At 70.4% G+C, this 22,644-nt stretch carries 18 protein-coding genes; 7 read left to right on the forward strand and 11 right to left on the reverse strand.

Features of this window, described 5'->3' with window-relative positions; translation table 11 throughout:
* Position 1: 1 nt before the first annotated feature.
* Positions 2–1,624 carry a threonine/serine exporter family protein gene (locus CACI_RS09215; protein ID WP_012786064.1) on the reverse strand — a complete coding sequence of 541 codons (1,623 nt, stop codon included), beginning with the start codon at positions 1,622–1,624 and terminating at the stop codon, positions 2–4.
* Positions 1,625–1,774: 150 nt separating this feature from the next.
* Between CACI_RS09215 and aspT the strand changes: the two genes are divergently transcribed.
* Entirely contained in the window at positions 1,775–3,469 is a 1,695-nt protein-coding gene (aspT, locus tag CACI_RS09220; protein ID WP_041541417.1) for an aspartate-alanine antiporter, read from the forward strand.
* Positions 3,470–3,498: 29 nt separating this feature from the next.
* Here aspT and CACI_RS09225 read toward each other — a convergent pair whose 3' ends face one another.
* A complete protein-coding gene (locus CACI_RS09225; RefSeq protein ID WP_041541418.1) occupies positions 3,499–4,212 on the reverse strand; it encodes a M50 family metallopeptidase in 714 nt (237 codons plus the stop codon).
* Between the two features lie 86 nt (positions 4,213–4,298).
* Here CACI_RS09225 and CACI_RS09230 point away from each other — a divergent pair, with 86 nt between their 5' ends.
* Positions 4,299–5,000, forward strand: coding sequence for a rhomboid-like protein (locus CACI_RS09230; protein ID WP_012786067.1), 702 nt, complete (start codon positions 4,299–4,301; stop codon positions 4,998–5,000).
* Here CACI_RS09230 and CACI_RS53475 read toward each other — a convergent pair.
* The 5 genes from CACI_RS53475 to CACI_RS09260 all read right to left on the reverse strand — a co-directional run bounded on the left by CACI_RS53475 (position 4,997) and on the right by CACI_RS09260 (position 11,411).
* Positions 4,997–8,200 (reverse strand): protein kinase family protein, encoded by a 3,204-nt coding sequence (locus tag CACI_RS53475; RefSeq protein ID WP_012786068.1) that lies wholly within the window; start codon positions 8,198–8,200, stop codon positions 4,997–4,999. The two genes, CACI_RS09230 and CACI_RS53475, sit on opposite strands and share 4 nt — an antisense overlap.
* 142 nt (positions 8,201–8,342) lie before the next feature.
* The gene (locus CACI_RS45305) at positions 8,343–8,855 is read right to left on the reverse strand and encodes a pyridoxamine 5'-phosphate oxidase family protein (protein WP_012786069.1); all 513 of its coding nucleotides are present in this window, start codon (positions 8,853–8,855) and stop codon (positions 8,343–8,345) included.
* 38 nt (positions 8,856–8,893) lie between these two features.
* Positions 8,894–9,604, reverse strand: coding sequence for a 4'-phosphopantetheinyl transferase family protein (locus CACI_RS09250; protein ID WP_012786070.1), 711 nt, complete (start codon positions 9,602–9,604; stop codon positions 8,894–8,896).
* Positions 9,605–9,730: 126 nt separating this feature from the next.
* Positions 9,731–10,732, reverse strand: a complete 1,002-nt coding sequence (locus CACI_RS09255) for an aldo/keto reductase family protein (RefSeq protein ID WP_012786071.1) — start codon at positions 10,730–10,732, stop codon at positions 9,731–9,733.
* A gap of 127 nt (positions 10,733–10,859) precedes the next feature.
* Positions 10,860–11,411, reverse strand: coding sequence for a DUF3043 domain-containing protein (locus tag CACI_RS09260; protein ID WP_012786072.1), 552 nt, complete (start codon positions 11,409–11,411; stop codon positions 10,860–10,862).
* A gap of 208 nt (positions 11,412–11,619) precedes the next feature.
* Between CACI_RS09260 and CACI_RS09265 the strand changes: the two genes are divergently transcribed.
* From CACI_RS09265 to CACI_RS09285, 5 genes are all read left to right on the forward strand, one after another.
* Positions 11,620–12,441, forward strand: a complete 822-nt coding sequence (locus CACI_RS09265) for a PspA/IM30 family protein (protein WP_083795623.1) — start codon at positions 11,620–11,622, stop codon at positions 12,439–12,441.
* Positions 12,438–12,716, forward strand: coding sequence for a PspA-associated protein PspAA (pspAA, locus tag CACI_RS09270; RefSeq protein ID WP_012786074.1), 279 nt, complete (start codon positions 12,438–12,440; stop codon positions 12,714–12,716). The genes CACI_RS09265 and pspAA overlap by 4 nt, the downstream gene beginning before the upstream one ends.
* 216 nt (positions 12,717–12,932) lie before the next feature.
* Positions 12,933–13,862: a zinc metalloprotease HtpX gene (gene htpX, locus CACI_RS09275; protein WP_041540134.1), complete on the forward strand. Its 930-nt coding sequence runs from the start codon at positions 12,933–12,935 to the stop codon at positions 13,860–13,862.
* A 268-nt stretch (positions 13,863–14,130) separates the two neighbouring features.
* Positions 14,131–14,700, forward strand: coding sequence for a PspA-associated protein PspAB (gene pspAB, locus CACI_RS09280; protein WP_012786076.1), 570 nt, complete (start codon positions 14,131–14,133; stop codon positions 14,698–14,700).
* 162 nt (positions 14,701–14,862) lie between these two features.
* On the forward strand, positions 14,863–16,581 hold the full coding sequence (locus tag CACI_RS09285) for an endonuclease/exonuclease/phosphatase family protein (protein ID WP_143765187.1): 1,719 nt from the start codon (positions 14,863–14,865) through the stop codon (positions 16,579–16,581).
* 384 nt (positions 16,582–16,965) lie between these two features.
* On the opposite strand, the gene mihF is transcribed toward CACI_RS09285, so the two are convergent.
* From mihF to CACI_RS45310, 4 genes are all read right to left on the reverse strand, one after another.
* Complete coding sequence (gene mihF / locus CACI_RS09290; protein WP_012786078.1) at positions 16,966–17,280, reverse strand: integration host factor, actinobacterial type; 315 nt, start codon at positions 17,278–17,280, stop codon at positions 16,966–16,968.
* Positions 17,281–17,898: 618 nt separating this feature from the next.
* Complete coding sequence (locus tag CACI_RS09295; RefSeq protein WP_012786080.1) at positions 17,899–18,942, reverse strand: AEC family transporter; 1,044 nt, start codon at positions 18,940–18,942, stop codon at positions 17,899–17,901.
* A gap of 73 nt (positions 18,943–19,015) precedes the next feature.
* The gene (locus CACI_RS09300; protein ID WP_012786081.1) at positions 19,016–20,539 is read right to left on the reverse strand and encodes a YlbE family protein; all 1,524 of its coding nucleotides are present in this window, start codon (positions 20,537–20,539) and stop codon (positions 19,016–19,018) included.
* A 23-nt stretch (positions 20,540–20,562) separates the two neighbouring features.
* The gene (locus CACI_RS45310) at positions 20,563–22,350 is read right to left on the reverse strand and encodes a hypothetical protein (protein ID WP_223297623.1); all 1,788 of its coding nucleotides are present in this window, start codon (positions 22,348–22,350) and stop codon (positions 20,563–20,565) included.
* Positions 22,351–22,644 lie beyond the last annotated feature (294 nt).

The raw sequence follows: 22,644 nt of genomic DNA on the forward strand, positions 1-22,644 counted from the left end.
CCTACCGCACAGCCGCCCCCTCCTCAGCCGGCAGCACCTCCAGCCGCGTCTTCCGCCGCAGCGACGCCCCGGCCAGCACCCCGAGCGCGATCGAACCGACCGTGAGCATCACGTTCAGCAGCGTCTGCCAGCCGGCGGAGCTGTGCGCCACCAGCAGCTGCTGCACGCCGGACAGCCCGTGCGCGCCGGGCACCACCATCCAGAACGCCGGCAGGAAGATCACCTGGTCCGGGATCGTCGCGCGCTTGCCGATCCAGGACGCGGTCGGCGGCAGCGCCATGCCGGCCACGAACGCTCCCAGCGCCTGGCCGCCGACCAGCGTCCCGGCGGTCTGCACCACGCGCGTGACCAGCAGGGCCACCGTCAGCCAGGCCAGCGAGCGGCGCGGCGCGTCGTGGTTGAGCGTGAAGCCGACCGCCAGCAGCAGCACCGAAACCCAGCCGACCCAGGCGCCCAGCACCGCCGGGACCGGCGTGCCGACCGGGTGCGGGCGCACGGTGTCGGTCGCGACCAGGATGCCGAGGGCCAGCATCAGCAGCACGTTGACCGCCCCGGCCAGCCGCGTCACGCCGGACAGCGTGGAGTCGGTCGCCAGCTCGATCGCGCCGAGGGTGAGCGCGGCGCCGGGCAGGAAGCCGATCAGCGGCGGGATGTAGAGGAAGCCCGGGTCCTGATGCAGGATCGGCCCGGCGAAGCGCAGCGCCAGCGCCGTGACCATGATCGCCGCAGCGACCGGGAACAGCGTCAGCAGGTTCGGCAGGTAGCGGCGTACCAGGTACTGCATCACGCCGACCGCCGTCCCGGCCGCGAGGTAGCCGGCGGCGGCGTTCCACGTCGGGTGCTGCAGCATCCCCAGCGCCAGCGTCAGCAGCGCGTAGCCGGAGATCACGGTGGCGGGCTTGAACCGCCGCGGCAGGCTCTGCTCCTCCCGCAGCGCCTTGCGCACCTCCTCGAACGGCAGCGCCTCGTCGAGCATTCGCTGGACCAGGACCTGGATCGCCTCGACCTGGTTGAGCTGCATGCCGCCGGCGCCGACGGGCGCGAAGTCCAACTCACCGGCGCTGTCGCCGAAGGCGGTCTGGACCCGGACGAAGATCCCGGTCGGCAGCGCGAAGCAGCGTGCGGTGACGCCGTAGCGCGCGGCGATGTCCGCGATCTGCGTCTCGGTGTCGTTGGTGTTCGTCCCGGAGCGCAGGATCTCCGCGCCGACCGTGCTCAGCAGCGAGGCCAGCTGCCGCAGCCACTCGGCGGTCGGCTGGTCGGCGGCCCGGACGCCGACCCGGCGGCGGTCGCGGAACATGGCGCCGACGTTCTTCAAGCCCTGCCACGCGTAGTCGACGCCGCCGCCGAAGGAGTCCATGGAACCGGCGATGGCTTCGCCGAAGGCGCCGCCGGGGCGGGGACGCGGGGACCTGACGGGCCTGGCGGGCAGGGCGGCGGCTCCGGACGCTGCGTTCTCGCGCTCGTCGTTGTCGTCGCGCTCATCGCGGGCGTCATCGCTATCGCCGCTGCCGCTGCTGCCGCCGGCGCTGCTGCCTCCGCTGCCCCCGCCAGGCTCGTCGCCGGCTTCCCGACCGCCGCCCGCACCGTCCCGCACGTCCCTGCGCTTCCTGAAGAAGGGCACGGCGTTCCTCCCCTTCGCTGACACCGAAGCCGCCGCTGGGCGGGGCACCAAGAGCCCAACGACGGTATCCGATCACGATCACGCCCGGCTCACCCGTTCGGGCGTCGCCCGGGGGCGCCGGGAGCGTGTACGGGATCAGATGCTCGTGTGCTGAAGCTCATGCAGGAGAACGCCGTCCTCGCGCTGTTCGCGTGCCTGGCGCTGGGTTACCTCGTCGGCAGACTGCGGGTCGGGCCGATCACGCTGGGCGGCATCTGCGGAGTGCTGATCGTGTCGATGCTGATCGGCGCGCAGACCGTCAACGGCAAGCACATCACGGTGAACAACGATGTGAAGAACGTCGCCTTCGCGCTGTTCATCTTCTCCCTGGGCTACATCGCCGGACCTGGATTCGTCGCCAACCTCAACCCCAGAGGCCTGCGCTTCGGCGCGCTGTCGCTGATGGAGATGGTTGTCGTCCTGCTGATGGCGATCGGGATCACCAAAGCGGCGGGCCTGGACACCGGCACCGGCGCCGGCATCCTGGCCGGCTCGGCGACCGAGTCCGCGGTCGTGGGGACCGCGCAGGACGCCATCAGCAAGCTGCCGGGCATCACGCCGAGCCAGGTCACGACGATGTCGGCGCACGTCGCGACCGCGTACTCGGTCTGCTACCTGTTCGGACTGATCTCGATCGTGCTGCTGACCAGCCAGATCTTCCCGCGCCTGCTGGGCATCAACCTGGCGGAGGCCTCGCACGCGCTGTGGGCGAAGATGCGCGGCGGCAACGCGACCCTGGACGCCGACGAGGAAGCCTCGATGCCCAAGCTGGTCGGGCGCACCTACCAGATCACCAAGGGCGACGGCGTCACCGTGCAGACCCTGGAGGACTCGGTCGGGGAGCACGCCTCGATCGAGGGCGTGAAGCGCGGTACGAACGTGCTGACCGTCGACCCGGCGCTGCGCCTGATGCTCGGCGACCGGGTCCTGGTCGTCGGGCAGCGCGAGGCGGTCATGACCGCCGGGCGCGAGCTGGGCCCGGAGACCAACGCCGTCCCCGGCCTGGACAGCCCGATGCAGGCCCGCGAGCTGGTGGTCACCGACAAGAAGATCAACGGCAAGACCGTCGACACCATCAACCAGGAGTACCCGGTCCCCACCGAGGGCGTGTACCTGACCGGCGTCAACCGCCTCGGCAACGACCTGCCCGCCACCGGCAGCACCGAGGTCCACATCGGCGACACGCTGAACGTGGTCGGCATGAAGTCGAAGGTGGACCGCTTCCAGAAGGCCTTCGGCGCCAAGGTCCGCACCGAGAGCGCGGACTGGATCTACATCGGACTGGGCATCTGCCTGGGCGTCCTGCTCGGCGAGATCGTGATCCACCTCGGCTCGGCCAACCTGACCCTGGGCACCGGCGGCGGCTGCCTGATCAGCGGCCTTGTCTTCGGCTGGTTCCGCTCCACCAAGCCCACCTTCGGCGCCTACCCCCCGATCGCCGCCGCCACCATGAAGGACCTGGGACTGGCGGTGTTCATCGCGGTGACCGGCCTGTCGGCGGGCCCGGACGCCGGCCCGCTGCTGAAGAAGTACCCGCTGCTGCTGCCGCTGTCCGGCATCGCGATGGTGCTGATCCCGGCGTTCCTCGGGCTGTGGATCGGCCGGAGGTTCCTGAAGATCGAGAAACCGATCCTGATCGGCGCCATCGCCGGCCAACAGTGCTCGACGCCGGCGATCACCGCGATCACGAACACCGCGCAGAGCAGCGTGCCGATGATCGGGTACACGATCACGTACACGTTGTCGAACTTCTTACTGCCGCTGACCGGGCCGATCTTCGTCGGGGTGATCGGGCTGCATACCTAGTGTGCTCTGTGCGGTTTCTAGCGCCGCGCTCACAGGTGCAGCAGCCAGCGTCCTCCAGCCACCGCGCACCCCACCGCCACCAGCCCGAACACGAACAGCCAGCCGCCCGCCGGAAACCCGGTCAGCCGGTGCAGCTGGTCGGCGTCGGAGTCGCGGGCGCCGGTGCGCGAGCGCGTCCGGCTCAGCTCCAGCACCGGCTTCACCCCGGCGAGCAGCAGGAACCAGACCATCAGGTAGGCGAACCCGGCCTGCACGTTCGTGTTCGTGGTCCACGACGCGGCGACCACCGCCCCGCCGGTGAGCACCACCGTCAGCACGCCGTAGACGTTGCGGATCTCCAGCAGCAACAGCGCCAGCAGCAGCACGCTCGCCCACAGCAGCATCGTGATGTGCTGCGCCGCCAGCAGCCACGCCCCGCCGAGGCCGATCAGGCTCGGCGCCGTGTAGCCGGCCGCGACGGTGAGGACCATGCCCAGTCCGCGCGGCTTGCCATAGGAGACCGTGACGCCGGAGGTGTCGTGGTGCAGCCGCACCCCGGACAGCCGGCGGCCGCACAGCAGCGCCACGACGGCGTGCCCGCCCTCGTGCGCGATCGTCACGGCGTTGCGCGCTATCCGCCACACCGGCCGCCACAACACCGCCACCAACGCCGCCGCGCCCAGCGCGATGATCAAGTTGCGCGGTGGATCGGGCTGCGTGCCGGTCACTCGGTGCCAGACGTCGTCCAGGTTGGAAATGCTCATGCTCACGGCCACGCAGCCTCCCACGATTCGCCCGTTCGGCGGTACCCGTCGGGACACGGCTGTGACGCGCCGGTGACGCTTGGGACATGCTGAAGCGGGCGGCACGCGGCACCGAGAGCTACCTCCGCAGCGCCCCCGGCACCTACCTCTGGCTGCTGATCCTGCTGGTCACGACCGCCATCCTCAGGCACGTCAGCCCGCACACCGAGCACTGGATCCTGGAACGCCGCAGCACCAACATCCACTACCTGATGGAGGACCCGCTCCGCGTCCTGATCCAGTCGGCCCTGTGGATCGACGGCGGCAGCTGGCTCTTCTACGCCGCCCTCTACACCCTCTTCCACGCCCAAGCCGAACGCTGGCTGGGCACCTGGCGCTGGCTCGCGGTGGCCCTCATCAGCCACGTCCTGGCGACCTACGTCAGCGAAGGCGCCCTGGCCTGGGCGATCCACAACGGCACAGTCCCGCAGTCCAAGCGCTACACCCTCGACTACGGCGTGAGCTACGCCCTGGCCGGCGTGATCGCAGTCCTCGCCTACTGGTGGCCCCGCGGCTGGATGCGCTGGGTCTACGCAGCCGCCGTCCTGGCCTTCTACGGCCAGGCGATGCTGCGCGGACGCACCTTCACAGACGTGGGCCACTTCACCGCCACCCTGGTCGGACTGGGGTGCTACCCCCTGACGCGCGGCTGCCCGTCGCCGATGCGGCGCGGGTGGCGCTGGCGCGGGTTGGTGGCGCCGCCGCCTTTCGGGGTGGTCGGTGGTCGGGGCTTCGGCGGTCAGAACTAGTGGGTCGAGGTGGCGGTGCTGGTCGGCCCGCCGGCGCCGCCGCTGGTCCCGCCGCCGGTGCAGTCGGGCAGCCCCAGAATCCCCGTGGAGCAGGTGCTCGAGGGCGTGGAGGCGCTGCTGCTCGAGTTCTGGGACGAGCTGGTCGGCCCTGTCGACGTCTCGCTGGAGGAACTGTGCGTCGGCGTCTCATCGCTGGAAGAGTGCGATGAGCTGCTGGGGGAGGACGTGTGGCTCTTGCTGCGCGTCGGAGTGGTGGTCGAGTGGTGAGCACTCGGCGCGCTGCTGACCGACGTCGTGTCGGAGCCGTTGCTGGTCCCCGTCGGCGTCGTCGGCGCGGCAGTGGCCGCCGGCACACTGGCGGAGGGCGTATCGCCCGGCGCCCCACCCGTCCCCTGCGGAGCCTTCCCCGACCCGCCGAGCACCACCGCGGTGGCACCCGCCACGAGCAGCACGGCAGTCGTCACCGCCCCGACCAGCGTCTTCCGCCGAGGCCCGCCGGCACCGCCGGGACCCCCCGGCGCACTGCGACGGGGGACGTCGAAGTCGTCATCGTCATCATCGTCGTCCGCGACGGCAGCAGCAGCACTCGCGGCAGCCGCACCCTTCCCGACATCCCCGTCAACCTCCGCGGGCACCTCATCGAGCGTCCGCGTCGCCTCCGACTCGAGCGTGTTGTCCCGATCAGGATTGAGCACCTGCGTATGGTGCGCATCAACACCCACCGGCTCGGCAACCCCCGGCCGGAACCAGTCATCCGGCGCACTGGTCTGCACCGGCGCCTTCGGCTCCTCAACATCCGGCCGCGGCATACTCGGCAGACTCACAGCGAAGGCGGACAGCGAGCGCGGAATCGTCGGACTCGGCTTGGCGGGGATGACCCAGTCGTCTTCGAAGTCAGAGGGGCTGGAGGATTCGGGCTCCGGTTCCGGCTCCGGATCCGCTTCTGAACCTGCTTCAGCCTCGGCCGACTCAGACGCTTCGGCTTCGGCCTCAGCCTCAGCTTCCGGCTCGCCCTCAGCTTCTTTCGCCTCGCCCTCAGCCTTAGCTTCCGCCTCGACCTCAGCTTCCGCCCCCAGCTCGGGCTCAGCTTCCGGCTCAACATGCGCCGCCGGAGCAAACGCATCAAACGCAGAAAGAAGCTCGCTGCTGTCCTCGATCAGCGACACATAGTCGGAGTCGGCATCCTCATCGGCGAGCACATCGGACTCGGAGTCGGCCTCGGCCTCGGACTCCGACTCGGATTCGGACTCGGACTCGGATTCGGACTCCGACTCGGATTCGGACTCCGCCGCCACCGGATCGCTCGACTCAGCGACCACATCATCGCCCGCCTCAGCCTCAGCCTCAGCCTTTGCTTCAGCTTCAGCCCCAGCTTCAGCCCCAGCTTCAGCCCCAGCTTCAGCCCCAGCTTCAGCCCCAGCTTCAGCCCCAGCTTCAGCTTCAGCTTCCTCAGGCTCCTGCTCCACGAAAGCGTCGGACCAGACACCCGAACCGACCTCAGCACCGCTCTCGTCCCCAGCCGCCTCCGCACTCGGCGAATCGGCATCCGGCGTCAGCTCGTCCGCAGCAGCATCTTCCGGCTCGGCACCATCAGTCTCCGGCTCATCCCAGTGCCCACTCACCGGCTCGGCATCGACCTCCGCAGCCGCTCCCCCCGACCGGTCGGCAAACACGTCGAACCCACTCGGCGTGTAAGGGGCACCCCCCGCATCCGTCGCCCGCACAGCCCGCGCACCATCGAACGCCGCCAGCACATCCGCCTCAGCGCCGCCCTCAGGCTCCGCCTTGCCGGCCCTCGAGAACCAGTCATGGTCCTCATCGCCCTCGGACTCACCCTCCGCAAGCGATTCAGCTCCAGCGACCTCGTCAACTCCCGCAGCCTCATCAGCCCCGACGCCCGATCCGGCTCCGCTGACCTCGCCAGATCCCGCGCCCGCACCAACTCCGGCGCCCTCGTGGACCTCCGCGACCTCATCAGCCGCGTCCTCAGCCCTCACAGCTTCAGCCGCCTCGGCCTCGGCGCGCGCCACCTCTGCCGCCTCGGCCTCGACCCTCGCAGCTTCAGCCGCTGCCGCCTCGGCCGCTGCCACTTCAGCCCGCTCTACCTCGGCTCCCGCCGCCTCGACTCTCGCAGCTTCAGCAGCTGCCTCGGCCCGCGCGACCTCGGCCGCTTCAGCTGCCGCCGCCTCGACCCGCGCAGCTTCAGCCGCCGCCTCAGCTCGCGCCACCTCGGCTGCCTCGGCCGCAATCCTTGCCGTCTCAGCTGCCTCAGCCTCAGCCCGCGCCGCTTCAGCTGCCGCCGCCTCGACCCGGGCAGCTTCAGCCGCCGCCTCAGCCCGCGCTACCTCCGCTGCCTCAGCCTCAGCCCGCGCCGCCTCAACCTCCGCACCCTCGCCGCCGAAGCCCTCGCCCGCAGCCTCCTCGCCCCCGCCCAGCAGCGCCTCATCGATCGGCTCGCCCATCGGCGGCGGCATCTCCGCCTCGCCGTCAGCCGCAGCCGCAGCCAAAGCCCCAGCCTCCGCCACCGGCGCGCCGTCCCCCATTCCGAGCAACGCCTCGTCGATCGGCTCCCCGACCGGCGGCGCCTCGGCCCGCCCCGCCGCTCCCGCCAGCTCGACGCCCTCGGTGCGCGCTGCCGCCGCGGCCCAGCCGCTCAGCAGCGCGCGCCCGCGCTGCTGCCAGTCGGTGCCGTAGAGGGTGCCGGCGGTGGCGGTGACCTCGTCGAGGAAGGTGTGGGGGGTGGCCGGGCGGTGGGTGGGGTCGGCGGCCATGCCGTGTTGGACCAGGGGGCGGAGTTCTTGGGGGGCGAATTCGGCGATGATCTCCGCGTATTCGTGGAGGGCGGCGAGGTCGTCGCGGGTGGCGGCGACGAAGGGGGCCTCGTTGGTCAGGCATTCGAAGAAGACGGCGGTGGCGCTGAAGACGTCGCTGACTTCGTCGGCTGTGGCGCCTTGGAGGCGCTCGGGTGCCAGATAACTGGGGGAATTGGGGATGAAGGGGGCGCCTGATTCGTTGAATCCGGTCAGGGCGATGCCCCCGGAGCCGTCCACGCGGACGTGCTCGGGGCGCACGTCGCCGTGCACCGCGGCCAGGGTCACCAGCATCCCGGCCAGCACCGAGGCCGCGGCCTCCGGCGCCATCGCTTCTGACTCCCGCAGCACCGCGCGCAGCGACACGCCCTCGACCAGCCCGTTCCTCACGCAGGCCTGTTTACCTGATTGCGGGCCGCAACCACAACGTCTGACCGAACCGGCACGTCACAGACCCGCCCGCGAACGCCCGAGCGCCGTGATCATCGGCTCGGGCGCGCGCCGGAGAGCGAAAAACTCCGATCGGCGCCCCTTACCTCAGGACGCTGAGCTCCAGATAGTTCCGCCGTCCGAGGTGCGGCTCGTCGACCAGCCGCAGCCGCGCCACCCGCAGCCGGTACAGACTCGCCGCTCCCGTCCCCTCCAGATAAGCGGCACGCACCGCCGGGTCGCCCCCGAACGACGGGAACCGCTCCCGATACGCCTCGAACGCCGCCTCCCCCTCCGCCCCGACGACCGCCCCGCACTCCCCGCTCAGCTGCATCCCGCGCAAGCCCTCGCCGAACTCCGGCGGCGGCAGCCAGATCGCCGCCGCGGCCTCGGCCCGCTCAGAGGAGTTCTGCCCGTGTTGCGTACTCGGCTCGCTGACGAAGAAGAGGTCGAATTCACTCCCCACCGCGAAGAACGCCATGTTCGCGTGCGGAGTACCCGCGGCATCGGCGGTGGCCAGCGACAGGACCATGGTCCCGGCGGCGATCGCCTCGATGCTGGAGGCGATGACGGAAGAGGGTTGCTCAGTGCCTTCGAAACCCACGGAGAGCGCCACGGCCGGAACCTGCCCGGCCCGTCACGAGGGCAAACCGGTCACACCGTGACGGCAGTGAGCACGAGCCCTGATTCGATCGTCCAACGTCCGGTCATCCGCGTGATCGGCGCCCCGCTCTGCAGAATCCGCGCCGAGAACGTGCCGGACATTCCCTCGGCCGCCGGCACGAACTCCACCGAAGCCTCCCCGAACCCCAGCCACCGCCGCGCCACAGGGAACCACGCCTTGTAGACCGATTCCTTCGCGCTGAACACCAAACGGTCCCACCGCACCTGCGGACGCTCCGCCGCCAACGCGGCCAGCCCCGGCATCTCATCCGGACGCGCGATGGTGTCGAAGACGCCCTGCGGCAGCGGACCGTGCGGCTCGGCATCGATGCCGATTCCCGTGACGGGACCAACGAATCCGCCGCCGACGACACGCCCGACGTCCCCGACACGCCCAACACCCCCGCCGCCCCCACCCCGCGCGACCGCCGCCGCCCGATACCCCCGGCAGTGCGTCATGCTCCCCACGATCCCCGCCGGCCACAACGGCTCCCGATTGCCGCCAGTCAGGATCGCCACCGGCGGCAACCCCAGCCGCCCCAACGCGACCCGCGCCAAATGCCGCGTCGTCGTGTACTCCAGCCGCCGCTTCTCCACGGCCCGCGCGACCACCGCCTCCTCACCCGGAAGCAGCACCGCGTCCTCGGGATCGCCGAAGACCTCTTCGACCGCCACCTCCGGCGGGAGCAGACTCGCCAGCACGCCGTGCGTCTCCGTTCTGCGTCAGCCCGAGCCGCCTTGTCAGGCTTCTGATAGAGCGGGCGGCGGCAGCCCGGGCACCCCGGACCGCCGCCACCGCCGCCGCTGTAACCGACCTCGCGCCAGCAGCTACGGCCGCGTCGCCGGCGACACCGTCCGCGCCGGGTCCCGCACGACGTGCGCGCCGAGCACCTCGTCGATCTGCTTCATCACGTCCTCGGGCAGCTTCACGCCGGCCGCCTTGACGTTCTCGGCGACCTGCTCCGGACGCGAGGCGCCGATAATCGCCGCCGAGACGTTCGGGTTCTGCAGCACCCACGCCACGGCCAGCTGCGCCATGCTCAGGTCGACCGCCTCGGCGATCGGCTTGAGCTGCTGCACCGCCTCCAGCAGGTCCCGGTTGGCGACCAGGTCGCGCATCACGTTCGCGCCGGAGTTCTCATCGGTCGCGCGGGAGCCGGCCGGCAGCTCGGCGCCGGGCAGGTACTTGCCGGTCAGGATGCCCTGGGCGATCGGGGACCAGACGATCTGGCCCAGGCCCAGCTCCTCGGAGGTCGGGACGACCTCGGCCTCGATGACCCGCCACAGCATCGAGTACTGCGGCTGGTTGGAGATCAGCTGGACCTTCAGCTCGTCGGCCAGGGCCTTGGCGGCGCGGATCTCCGAGGCCTTCCACTCCGACACGCCGATGTACAGCGCCTTGCCGCTGTGCACGACGTCGGCGAAGGCCGCCATCGTCTCCTCAAGCGGCGTCGAGTAGTCGTACCGGTGCGCCTGGTACAGGTCGACGTAGTCGGTCTGCAGCCGCTTCAGCGAGCCGTTGATCGACTCCATGATGTGCTTGCGCGACAGGCCGCGGTCGTTGCGGCCCGGACCGGTGGGCCAGAACACCTTGGTGAAGATCTCCAGGCCCTCGCGGCGCTCGCCGGTCAGCGCGCGGCCCATCACGGCCTCGGCGCGGGTCCCGGCGTAGACGTCCGCCGTGTCGAAGGTGGTGATCCCCGCGTCCAGGGCGGCCCGCACGCAGGCCAGCGCGGCGTCCTCCTCCACCTGCGAGCCGTGGGTGATCCAGTTGCCGTAGGCGATCTCGCTGATGATCAGGCCGGAGCGGCCGAGATGACGGAATTCCATGACCTCAGACTACGACCCGCCGTAAGGAGCCCAGACCGGAGTGACCTTGACACCCGAACGGAGGCACACGGGCGCGCCGGTTCGCCGAGCCGATCACCCGGGAGCCTTTCGTGCGTGCCGGAAGCCCTTACGGCTTCTCGCCGCGCTTCAGCCGCGGCTTGGGCAGCCGCCACTTGCGGAACTGCATCGACCGCATGAGCGAGTACCAGCCGATCCGTCCCAGGTCGGCGTCCGGGAAGCGCCGGTGCGCCTCCTTCTTCACGCCGCGCACCAGCAGCACCGAGTCGACCACGATCGCCACCAGCATCACCAGCCACAGCACCACCGACAGCAGCGCCACCGACGGGACCGAGGCGACGACGAACAGCAGCACCGCGAAGACGATGAAGAACTCGGCGATCCGGAAGCGTGAGTCGACGTAGTCGCGGGCGAACTGCTTGACCGGCCCGCCGTGCTGGCGCTCGGTCGCGGCCTTGAAGTCGCGGTCGCGCGCCTGGCGTTTGGCCTTCTTGGGATCGGAACTGATCCCGGACAGCCGCTGCTTGCGGGCGAGCTCGGCCTCGCGGCGGGTGGGCGTGGCACGGCCCTTTTTGGCGGCCTGCGCCTCTTCCAGCAGGAGCTGCTCCTGCTCGGACGCGGCCCGCTCGGCCTCATCAGTGGATTTCTGCTTCCGGAACACGGGATGACTCTAAGGCCACCGCCCCGCCGGGACGAAAGCCGCGACCTCCGGCCGCCGTGAAGCCATGACCTTCAGTAGGTGCCGGGAAGGGGTGGCGGGCCGTATGGTAAGTCCTGACCAGGACACCATCGTTGGACGACATTCAGGGCGATTCGCTAGACGGGTCGCGTCGGACACATGAAGACGTGAAGGGGGCGCGGCAGAGCCCATGAGTGGCGTCATGAAGCGCATGAAGTTGATCTTCCAGGCCAAGGCCAACAAGGCGCTGGACAAGTACGAGGACCCGCGCGAGACGCTCGACCTTTCGTACCAGAAGCAGCTGGAACTGCTGCAGAAGGTACGCCGGGGCGTCGCCGACGTGGCCACCTCGCGCAAGCGCCTGGAGCTGCAGATGAAGCAGCTGCAGGACCAGGCCGACAAGCACGAGACCCAGGCCCGCCGGGCGCTGGAGGTCGGCCGTGAGGACCTGGCCCGCGAGGCCCTGTCCCGCCGCGGCGGCATCCAGCAGCAGATCACCGACCTGCAGACCCAGTACGCGGCGCTGCAGGGCGAGGAGGAGAAGCTCACCCGGGCCTCCCAGTCGCTGCAGGCCAAGGTCGACGCCTTCCGGACCAAGAAGGAGACGCTCAAGGCCACCTACACCGCGGCCGAGGCGACCACCCGGATCGGCGAGGCGTTCTCCGGCATCTCCGAGGAGATGTCCGACGTCGGCATGGCGATCCAGCGCGCCGAGGACAAGACCCTGCAGCTGCAGGCCCGCGGTTCGGCCATCGACGAGCTGCTGGCCTCCGGCGCGCTCAACGACCCGACCGGCATGGCCAAGGACGACATCACCACCGAGCTGGAGCGCCTGTCGTCCGGCTCGGACGTCGACAACCAGCTCGAGGCGATGAAGCGCGAGCTGACCGGCGGTCCGTCGGCCAAGCAGATCGAGGCGGGCAAGACCGTCGGGAACGCGTCCGACCAGGGCGTTTCCGACGCTGAGGAGGTCAGCGCCAGGGGGCAGGACAGAGAGGGAGAGGCGCGATGATCGTCCGCATTCTCACCGAGGGCCAGCTCGAGGTCCCGGACGACACGATCGAGGAGCTCAACGCCCTGGACACCAAGGTCCTGGAGACCTGCCAGGCCAAGGACCCCGAGGCGTTCCGCACCGCGCTGGACACCCTGCTGGCCCGCGTTCGCGAGGTCGGCACCCCCATCCCGCTGGACCGGCTGGTGGAGAGCGACTTCGTGCTCCCGATGGCCGACTCCACGCTGGAGGAGGTCGAGGCGATGATGTCCGAGGAAGGGCTCATCCCCGGCTGAGTCACCCGCACGGGCGCATCCCCGCTGGTCCTGGACTGCCGCCGCCCCGGACGCCGGTACCACCGGCTCCGGTGTGGCGGTAGTCTCTTTGCCCCGCGCGGACCGCGCCCACGGGGAACCTCTGAAGTGCTTTTCGCGTTGCACCGGTTAACGGATCGATCACCGGATCGGTCCACAGGTTGACCGCCCGGGCGGTCGAACAGGGAGAGACCACCAGTGGCAAGGACCCGTTTCGCGCCGGACCGGCAGCTGACATCGCGGATGGTCATGGTGATGTTCCTGCTCGGTCTGGTCTACGTCGCCGCGATCGGCGTGGCCGTGGCCCTCGCCCCGAAGGGCCTGCTGGCGATCCTGATCATCGTCATCGGGGGATTCTTCTTCGCGCAGTGGTTCCTGTCGGACAAGATCACGCTGTTCTCGATGAACGCCAAGATCGTCCAGCCCGAGGACAACGAGTACGCGCGCCGTCTGCACGGGGTGCTGGACCGGCTGTGCGCGCTGGCCGACATGCCCAAGCCGCGGGTCGGCCTGGTCGACACCGAGGCGCCCAACGCCTTCGCCGCCGGCCGCAGCCAGAAGAACACCGTGATCTGCGCGACCACCGGGCTGATGCGCAAGCTCCCGGACGACCGCCAGCTGGAGGCGGTGCTCGCCCACGAGCTCTCGCACGTGGCGCACAAGGACGTCGTGGTGATGACCATCGCCTCGTTCCTGGGCATCCTGTCCGGTCTGATCACCCGCATCACCTTCGAGATGGGGCTGTGGGGCGGCTTCTCCGACCGCGGCCGCGACGACGATGAGAGCCCGGCCGCCGTGCTGTTCTTCGTGATGATCGTCTCCGGCCTGACCTACCTGCTGTCCTTCCTGCTGATCCGTGGCCTGTCCCGGTATCGCGAGCTGGCCGCGGACCGGTCCGGCGCGCTGCTGACCGGCAACCCCTCGGCGATGATCGCCGCGCTGACCGAGATCACCGGCGACCTGGGCCGGATCCCGACCCAGGACCTGCGCAAGCAGCAGGCGTTCAACGCGTTCTTCTTCGCCCCGGCGATCAAGGGCGCGTCCGTGTCGAACCTGTTCGCCACGCACCCGACGCTGCAGGTCCGCCAGGAGAAGCTGGCTCAGCTGGCCGTCGAGATCGGCCGCTGAGCGAGCGGTCTGACTCCCCGCGGGTGTCAGGGGCGTCAGTGTTCTTCCTCGCCGTCCGCCCTCCCCGGAACCGTTGCTCGAACCGGCGCGCCTGTCGGACCGGCGAACCATCCACGATGCGAGCCGTATGCGTCCGACAGGCGTCGCGTACGGCCGCGCCGGGAAGGATCCCGGTTAGTCACGGGGATCTGCACAAGACGATCACGATAAGCGAACGGACCGTGGGACCTCCCGCGGCGACCGTCGCGGACAAGGCAAGCTGGTAGCCATGGGATTCCTGGACACGCTGCTCGGTCGGACCAAGCCGGTCAAGCCGGACCTCGACCAGCTCTTCGGCCTGCCGTCGGCGGCCCTGACCCTGCAGGCGGCGACCCACTTCCGTCCCACGGGTCTGGGCTCGGTGTGCTTCAAGCGCGCCGAGGGCCGGGCCTTCGACGACGTCGAGTCGGACATCACCACGCTCCTGGCGGCCGGCAACGGTCCGAAGGTCGAGGCGCGCGACGACTCCTACGGCTACACCTGGCTGGTCTCGCACCACGAGCCGGACGACACCGCCGGGCTGGTGACCGACCTGCACGCGGTGAACAGCTCGCTGCAGGACACCGGCTTCGGCCCGCAGCTGCTGTGCTCCCTGGTCTCCTTCACCGACGACCGGGACCGCCGCCTGGCGCTGGTGTACCTGTACAAGCGCGGCACGTTCTACCCCTTCGCCCCGCAGTCCGGCGAACAGCGCGACGGCGCGTTGGAACTCCAGATCAAGGCCCTGCTGGGGAACGACCTGCGTCTGGAGCAGGACCTGAGCCGCTGGTTCCCGGTGTGGGGCGCGCCCGGTCTGTGAGATGTGAAAAGGTTGGCTGTCTCAGGAAGTTGTGACACGGTTGTTGCCCTAGTCGCCAGACCGTGACCGAACGACTCGTTTGTTGGTAGTAACCTGTGCCGGTGCACGCGTCACGGACGCGCGCGAAGGTCGGGTCTGATCACGGCGAGCGGACGAGAAGACTTGCGTTTCGATCAACTTCAGGCCGGTTCGGCCGGATCCGGCGTGGGCGCGGACCCGGCGGACGGCGACGGGCCGATGGGCCAGGGGGCGGCAGCTGTGGGGGCTTCGGAGGACGACGGCGCGGACGCCGCCGCCGACGGCGCTCCGATATCCGGCGAGAGCCCCGCACCCGCCGCGGAGGCGGGTACCGCATCCGTTCCGCAGAGCACTGGTGCGCAGAACGCTGTGGCGACTGCTCCGGCGAAGACGCCGCCGGTCGCGCCGCCCGCCACCACGCCTGTACTGGCGATCAGCGACCTTCTCCGTTCGGCTGCCGATCAGGCGTCGGCGACGTGGAAGACCGCGGCGGTGCCCTCGCAGCGGCGGGAGAGTTCTGCGACGCCGTTCCGGACGGTCGCGGCTCCGGCTCTACCAGCGCTGCCGCCGGCACCTGTTGAGGATGCTGCGGCTGCTGTACCTGAGGCGCTTGCCGCTCGTGCCGCTTCTGCTGTGCCTGCCGCACCCGCTGAGCCTCGCGCCGCTTCCGGTGCCATCCCGCTGGTGTCGCCGAGTCCTTCGTCGCTCCCGTTCGACGACGCCCCGACCGGCTTGAGCCCGATCGTCCCCGCGGTCGAATCGCCGTCCCCTGCGACGCTCGCCGACGCCTCCGATGGCTCTGACGGCTCCGACGCTGCCGCGGCCCGCCGTGCCCGCGAAGCCGAAGACGCGCACTGGCCCGGCGCCCGCCGCCAGATAGCGTTCCTGACCATCATCGTCAGCCTGCTGGTTCTGGCGGTCCTGCTCGGTCACCGCTACCTGCCCGACGTCCTGGGCTTCGGCTCCCTGATCGACACCTTCCTGCCCTGGACCGCCGCCCCTCTGCTGCTGGCGCTGCCCGCGGCCTTGTTCAGCCTCAAGAAGTGGGCCATCGGCATCTCCCTGCTGACCTGCGCGGTCTGGGCCGGGAACTTCGCGCCGACGATGCTGCGCAGCGGCGGCTCGGGACCGGCCGACATCAGGGTGCTCAGCCAGAACCTCTCCTCCGGCGACGCCGGCGCCCCCGACCTGTCCGGCATCGGCCAACTGGCCGAACAGCGCGGCGCCGACGTCGTCGTCCTGCAGGGTCTGTCGAAGAACGTCCAGGCAACCGACCAGACGGCTCCCGCTCGCTACCCCTACCACCTGGCCATGTACGAGTTCGTGGTCTGGTCGCGCTATCCGATCGGCTCCACCCAGCCGGTGGACCTGACCGCGGGCGGCCGCCCGGCGGGCTTCGTACAGTCCGGCGCCGCCGCCGGCGACAGTTCCTCCGGAACTTTCGGCGGACTGCTGCGGTTCACCCTGGATCTGGACCAGAGCCGGCAGGTCACCGTCTACGCCGTACACCTGCCGCAGCCCTCGTTGTCGCACAGCGGCTTCGGCGTGGCGCGCGACGAGGCGCTCGAGCAGCTGGTGAGCGACGTGCAGGCGGAGAAGTCGCCGAACCTGGTCGTGGTCGGCGACCTGGACGTGGCCCAGACCGACCGCGCCGTGCGTCCGCTGCTGCGCTCCTCGACCGGACTGGTGTCGGCGCAGGCCAAGGCTGGCAGCGGGTTCGGCTTCACGTGGCCCGCGACGTTCCCGGTGGTGCGGCTGGACGACGTGCTGACGCGCGGCCTCACGCCGGTCGCCAGCGTCGTGCTCCCGGCGGTGGGACCGCAGCAGGCGCACCGGCCGATCGAGGCGGATCTGAAGTTCTGAGGTTCTGAGCAGGCCGCGAGCTAGGGCGCGAGCGCAGTGCGGACGTTAGGGGTTTTCCCTAAATTCTTGAGCTGCGCTGAGGTTTTCGGCTCGACAGGCCGGTCGTCACCGGTGAGAGCGTCAACGGCCTGAGCGTCGGCGGTCCGCGGGACTCCCGCGACCACCCTCACGACCGGGTCCCGGTCCGCGGGGGAAGCTCGCGGGTCGGGTTGGTCCGTCATGCCCTCCACGCCAGCCCAGAAGCGCCGTGGGGCGCCTCACAGGACGGCGTGCGGATTGATCCGGGCGGCTCGTCCGGCGCGGCATTGCCAGCCGTCCCGGCGAGGGACGGCCGGCTGCGCCGTGCGGAGATCGCCCGGATGCGGGATCCGGCGAGAGGCGGGATCAGGCGGTGGCGGCGAGCAGCGCCTGGCGCTGCCGGTCGCCGAGGCCGCCGATGCGACGGTTCTCGTCGATCTCCGCGTCCGCCATCAGCTTGGCCGCCTTGGCCGGGCCGTAACCCGGCAGCGCCTTGATGAGGGCGGTCACCTTCGTCTTCTTGACCATCTCCTCGCCCTTGGCCGCCCGGTCGAGCACCGCCTTCAGGGACAGCTTCCCGGCCTTGACGTCGGCCAGCATCTCTGAACGGGCACGGCGCACCTCCCCAGCCTTGGCCAGAGCGGCCGCGCGCTGCTCGGGGGTCAGTGTCGGAAGAGCCATGAAACTTCTCCTTGCCTAGTACGGTCACGGCCCGCGACGGCGCCGGAGCCGTGGCCCATAATGGCGGATCCCGGCGACAGATCACAGCTCAGGGGTGGGGGAACCACTCGATGTCGGCCGAGGTGAGGCCGTTCGAGGCCGGGGAAGGGGCCCGCGAATCGGGCGAAAGCGTCGCATTGGCGACGAACGCGCGGGTGATCCGCGGCACAGCCGGGGTTGACCCGAACGAGGCACGCGCCGCGCCCCCGGCGGGTAGCCGGAGGCGCGCTGGGGCGTTACCCGCCCGCGCGACACCGGTTTCGAGCCGGGCGCTCGCCAACCTCGCGAAAGCCTCCGAGCCCTGCGAAAGGGGCAGATCAAGCATTCCGGTCGCGCTCGCGCCCGCGCCGCGCACCCCTTGCGCGGAGGCGCCGGAACCGTCGGCGGCGGGTCGTTGCGCGGCTTCTGAGGCCTCGCTGAGAGGCCTGAGACGGCGTCCGGGTGTGGGAAGCCGCAGAAGGGGCCAGAAGGGCCTGCGAAGCCGTGCGGGCCGGTGGCGTTCCGGGGGAGGTCGAGTGGCGTAAATACGACGATTGGCCGCTCTGGTCGCATTCACCCGAACCGGTGACGAACCGCGCCTCACTTCAGGAGCGCGACGACCGTCCAGAGCCCCGCCATGGAGGTGACGGTCGAGAAGATCACGGCATTGCGGGCGAAGACGGTGTCGAGGGCGTATTCGCTCGCGTAGATGAACACGTTCTGGGCGGTGGGGAGGGCGGCGCAGAGCGTGACGGCGAGGACGTCTCGGCCGGAGAGGTCGAGGGCGTAGCGCGCGAGGAGGTAGGCGAGGACCGGCTGGAGGGCGATCTTGAGGGTCAGGGCTATCGCGGCTTCGGCGATGCGGGATTTCTCGATGCGTTGCTCGGGGTTGAGGTTTTCGCTGGCTATGGAGCTGTTTTCGGCGCTGGTGTACGCGTCGTTGCTGGTGTGCCTGCTGGCGTCTCTGCTTCCGTCCTTGGCAGTGCCCTTGCCGCTGCCGCCGTAGAGCGACATGCCGAGCGTGATCAGCGCGACCGGTACCGCGGCTCCGCCAAGCAGAGTGAGCGCACTGCTCACGTCCGCCGGAACGTGGAAGTGGGTCCCTGACACCAGCGCCCCGAACGCGGACGCGATGATGATCGGATTATGGACCGGCAGCAGGGCTATGCCCCGCAGCCGATGCCGTATCCCCGGCGAAGGCCCGTCGCCCAAGCCCATGAGCGTCATCAGGATCGGCGTCACGAGCACGGTGTTGAACAGGATCACGGTCGACAGGAACGCCGCGTTGCCCAGCACCTGGATCGCCACCGGGATGCCCAGATTCGCGGAGTTGACGTACCCGGAGGCCATCGCGACCACCGCGCCGTTCGAGACGTCGCGCCCGAACACCCGCGTGCTGATCACCAGCCCGAGCCCGCACGCTGCGAGCGAGCTGACCCCGAACGCCACGATCGAGGTGTTCGCCAGCGCGTGCAGATCGGACCGCGCCAGCATGCCGAACAACGACGCCGGCATCGCCACCCGGAACACGAACCGCCCCAGCACCGCCTCCACGTCCGCCGACACCGCCCCGACGAGGTTGAAGCGGGCGGCGAGGTAACCGAGGCCGGTGAGGAGCCAGATCGGTATGAAGGCGCTGAGCACGGCGCCACCGTACCGAGTGCCGGAAGCGGGGGTGCGGGCGGTGCGGTAGGGAGCGCCGAGCGGGTGCGGGGGCTTACTGTTCGGGGTTGGTCGGTCGCTGTGTGGGGTGGTTTTCGGGCGCTAGATCTGCACGCGTCTCATCCGCTCGTGCCAGTTCCGCGAGTGCCGCGAGCGCCTGCGTGAAGCACTCCATCGGCGGCGTCACCAATCCCGCACCGACCTGCCCGGTCCCCGCCACCCGCCCGGCCATCCCGGTGTTGATCTGCGGCAGCACCCCGGTGCGCACGACCCGCCCGACGTCGATCCCGGTCGGCGTGCCGCGGAAATCCAGCGCCGGCACCGTGAACGCGGGGTTCTCGGCGAGCGTGATCTCGTACATCAGCCGCGTGGTCGCCACGGCACTGGCCGCGGTCCCGCCCACGAGCCGGGCGATCGCCGGCGCGGCCGCCATCGCGAACCCGCCGACTCCCGCCGTCTCGGTGATCGCCGAATCGCCGATATCCGGATTGGCGTCCTCCGGCCCGTACCCGGCGAGGAAAAGCCCCTCGGGCGTGTTCGCCGGTCCGGTGAACCACCGATCCCCGGTCCCCGAGGTCTGAATCCCGAAATCGGTCCCGTTACGCGCCATCACGGTGACGACCGTGCTCCCCGCGACCCCCGACGCCGCCAACCCCGCGAGCTTGCACGCGGGCATCACCAGGTTGAGGAAGAAGTGGTCGTTCCCGGAGACGAACCGCACCACGTCGGCCAGCTCCCGGCCGTCCTCCCCGCCCTCGATCAGCGACGGCAGCACCTCGCGCAGCAGCATGAGCGTCCCGGCCCGATTCCGGTTGTGCCCCTCATCACCCATATGCAGCATCTGCGCGACGATCGCCTTCACATCCACCGCCCCCCGCCGCCGCACCCCCCGCTGCAGCATCGGTCCGAGCACCCCCGCCATCCACCGCAGCCGCTCGACCACCTCGGGCCCGAACGCGCCGTATCGCAGCACCTTGCCAAGTCCCTCGTTCAGGCTGCACCACGACGTCCCACCCCCGACCGGATCCCGGACCTCCAGCAACCACATGCTGGGCGACACGACCCCCGCCATCGGTCCGACACCGCCGCGGTGGTGGCAGGGGGCGAGCTCGGGGGCGGTTCTGCTCGTACTACTCGCGCCGCTGCCGCTGCCGCCACTGAACCAGTCCACGGCGTCGTCCGCCGTCTCCACGAGCCCCTCGAACAGCGCCGCCCCGATCAACGCACCGCGCAACGGCCCTGACGCCCGCTCCCACCCGATCGGCGGCCCGGCATGCAGGAACTGCCCCGGCTCCACCCCGAGCACCTCCGACGCCGGCCGCACATCCACCAGCTCGCACCCCGCCGCCAGCATCCGCCGCACCGCCAGCGCGTTCGCCTCACCCCGCCGCGCATCGACCGCCACGTCAGCCAGGTCACCCTCGGTCCCAGGCGGCGGCGGACGCCAGTCGACCCTGGTCACCGCCACGCCCTGCTCCACAAGGTCGTCCGCGAACCCCGCCAAACCAGCCGCGACGACATGCGTGGGCTCAAGCCGCGCCATCGAGACACCAGCCCCGGAACCTTCGAGCAATGACATCGCCGTCCTGACAGTCGTAGTAATCAGCGCACGCCGAACGCGCCGCCACCCACAGCAACCCCACCAAGAGCCAACCGCGCCGCCGCCCCCGCAGCCTCAGCATTCGACAAGAAAACCCAAGCCCCCGCCCCAGCCAAAACCCCAGCCTGCCGCCCCAACCCCTGCGGATCCCCAGCCGCACCACACAACGAAACAACCACCGCCAACCCCGCCCGCACACCCCGCGCAGCACCAATAGCCGCCGCAATCTCCGCCCCCGGATCCGCATGCGCCCCCCGCCCCAGCACCACATCCAGCAGCACCACCCCAACCCGCTCATCAGCCGCAGCCTCAGCCACCCCCCGCGACCGCAGCGTGTTGTCGATCATCGGATGCGGCCGCCCCCGCGTGTACGCGTCGTCACCGAAGTCGGTGAGATCGAAGGCGAAGGCAGCGGCGGTGGCGGCGGTGGCGTGCGCGTGCGGGGCCGTGCCGAGGCGTTCGTCGGCGGCGTCGGGCGATTCGGGCGCGCTGAGTTCTGGGTCGTGCAAGTCGGTGTGCGTGGCGGCTGCCGTGGCAGGCGCTTCGTCGGCTGGTCGAGGCGTGTTCTCAGGCGCGTGCACGTCGGCGCGCGCGGTCTGGGCAGCGGCGTGCGCGTGCGCGGCCGTGCCGAGGCGTTCGTCGGCGGCGTCGGGCGGTGTTTGCAGTCCTCTGCTTTCCCCCGCCCCCCGCCCACCCGATCTTTGGTTGTCGATCATCTGTCCGCCCGCGCGCGTCAGCACCACTTCGGCCTCGGCGCGCAGCGTGCCGCCGCTGAACAGCCCGCGGATCATCGGTGCGCTCGGCGGCATGGGCTCCGTCGTTGCCACCGCTGCCGTCGTCGCGGTGGGCGCCCACTGTGGCCATGGCTGCGGTGCCTGGTGCCCGAGGGCGGTCAGGATGTGTTCCGCTGACTCGGTCAGGGTGGGGTGGTTCGGGCCTACGAAGGCGAAGTGGACTGGTTTGCCGAGGGTTGCTGCGTGGGCTTGGATTTTGGCGGCGATGGTGGGGTGGGGTGGTTTGGAGACCACTGTGATGAGTTCTGTTGCGGGGTCGTCGGCCAGTGCTGTCAGGGCGGCGAGGGTGGAGCGGCCTGCTACCTGCTCGGTCAGGTCGCGGCCGCCTACGCCGAGGCAGTGGTGGATGCCTGTGCCGGCGGCGTCGAGGAGTGCCATCAGTTGCTGGGCGCCGGTGCCGGAGGCTGCCACGAGGCTGATCGGGCCTGGGCGGACGATGGTGGCGAAGGCCAGGCCGGTTCCGTGGAGGACGACGGTGCCGCAGTCGGGGCCCATGACCAGGAGGCCGCGTCGTCGTGCCTCTTCTTTGAGGCGTACTTCGTGGTGGATCGGGATGTTATCGCTGAAAATGATCGGTGATGCGCCGTATTCCAAGGATTCCATGGCCTCGGCGACGGAGGCAAGGCCGGGGGTGGAAATCAGGGTGATGGGTGCACTCGTTCGGCCTAGTGCGGTGGCCGTGGTGCGGGGTGCGGGCTGGTCGGGACGGCCCTGGTGCGGATGTCCGGGTGCTGTGATGGAGCCACCGGGCTGGGGGGTGAGGGAGTCGGCCAATGCTGCGAGCGCGGCGGATTCGGTGGCATCCGCGCTGTCTGAGCCCTCGGCGTCTCCGCCATCGCCCTCGCACGTGAAAGCCACGACCAAGTCGCCCGGCCCGGCATCCGGCAGCGCCGCGTACCCGAGCTCCGCCAGCAGCGCGACGTTCAGCTCCGTGGCCATCGCCACCAGCACGCGCCCGACGCCCGCGACCCCGGCGACCGCGCGCCCGGCGAGCATCAGCGTCACGGAGTCGTGGTACTCCCCGCGGCGCACCTCGACGTGCTCGACGTGCTCGACGGCTTCGACCGCTCCGCCTCCCACTGACACCGACACCGGCATCGATCCTTTCCGCGAGGGCCTGTCGCGACGCTAGACCTCGGGGCTACTGTCCGGGCATGGGCAATCCTGACAAGGACGGCGCCAGAGCTTCGCAGATATCCACATCGCCAAGCGAGGCGACCGAGGCGAACGGGGGACGGCGGATGGCCGAGCCGACAACGGAGTCGAGCGCGGAGTCGAGCCTGGAGTCGA

The sequence above is a fragment of the Catenulispora acidiphila DSM 44928 genome, assembly GCF_000024025.1.
Taxonomy (GTDB): Bacteria; Actinomycetota; Actinomycetes; order Streptomycetales; family Catenulisporaceae; genus Catenulispora; species Catenulispora acidiphila.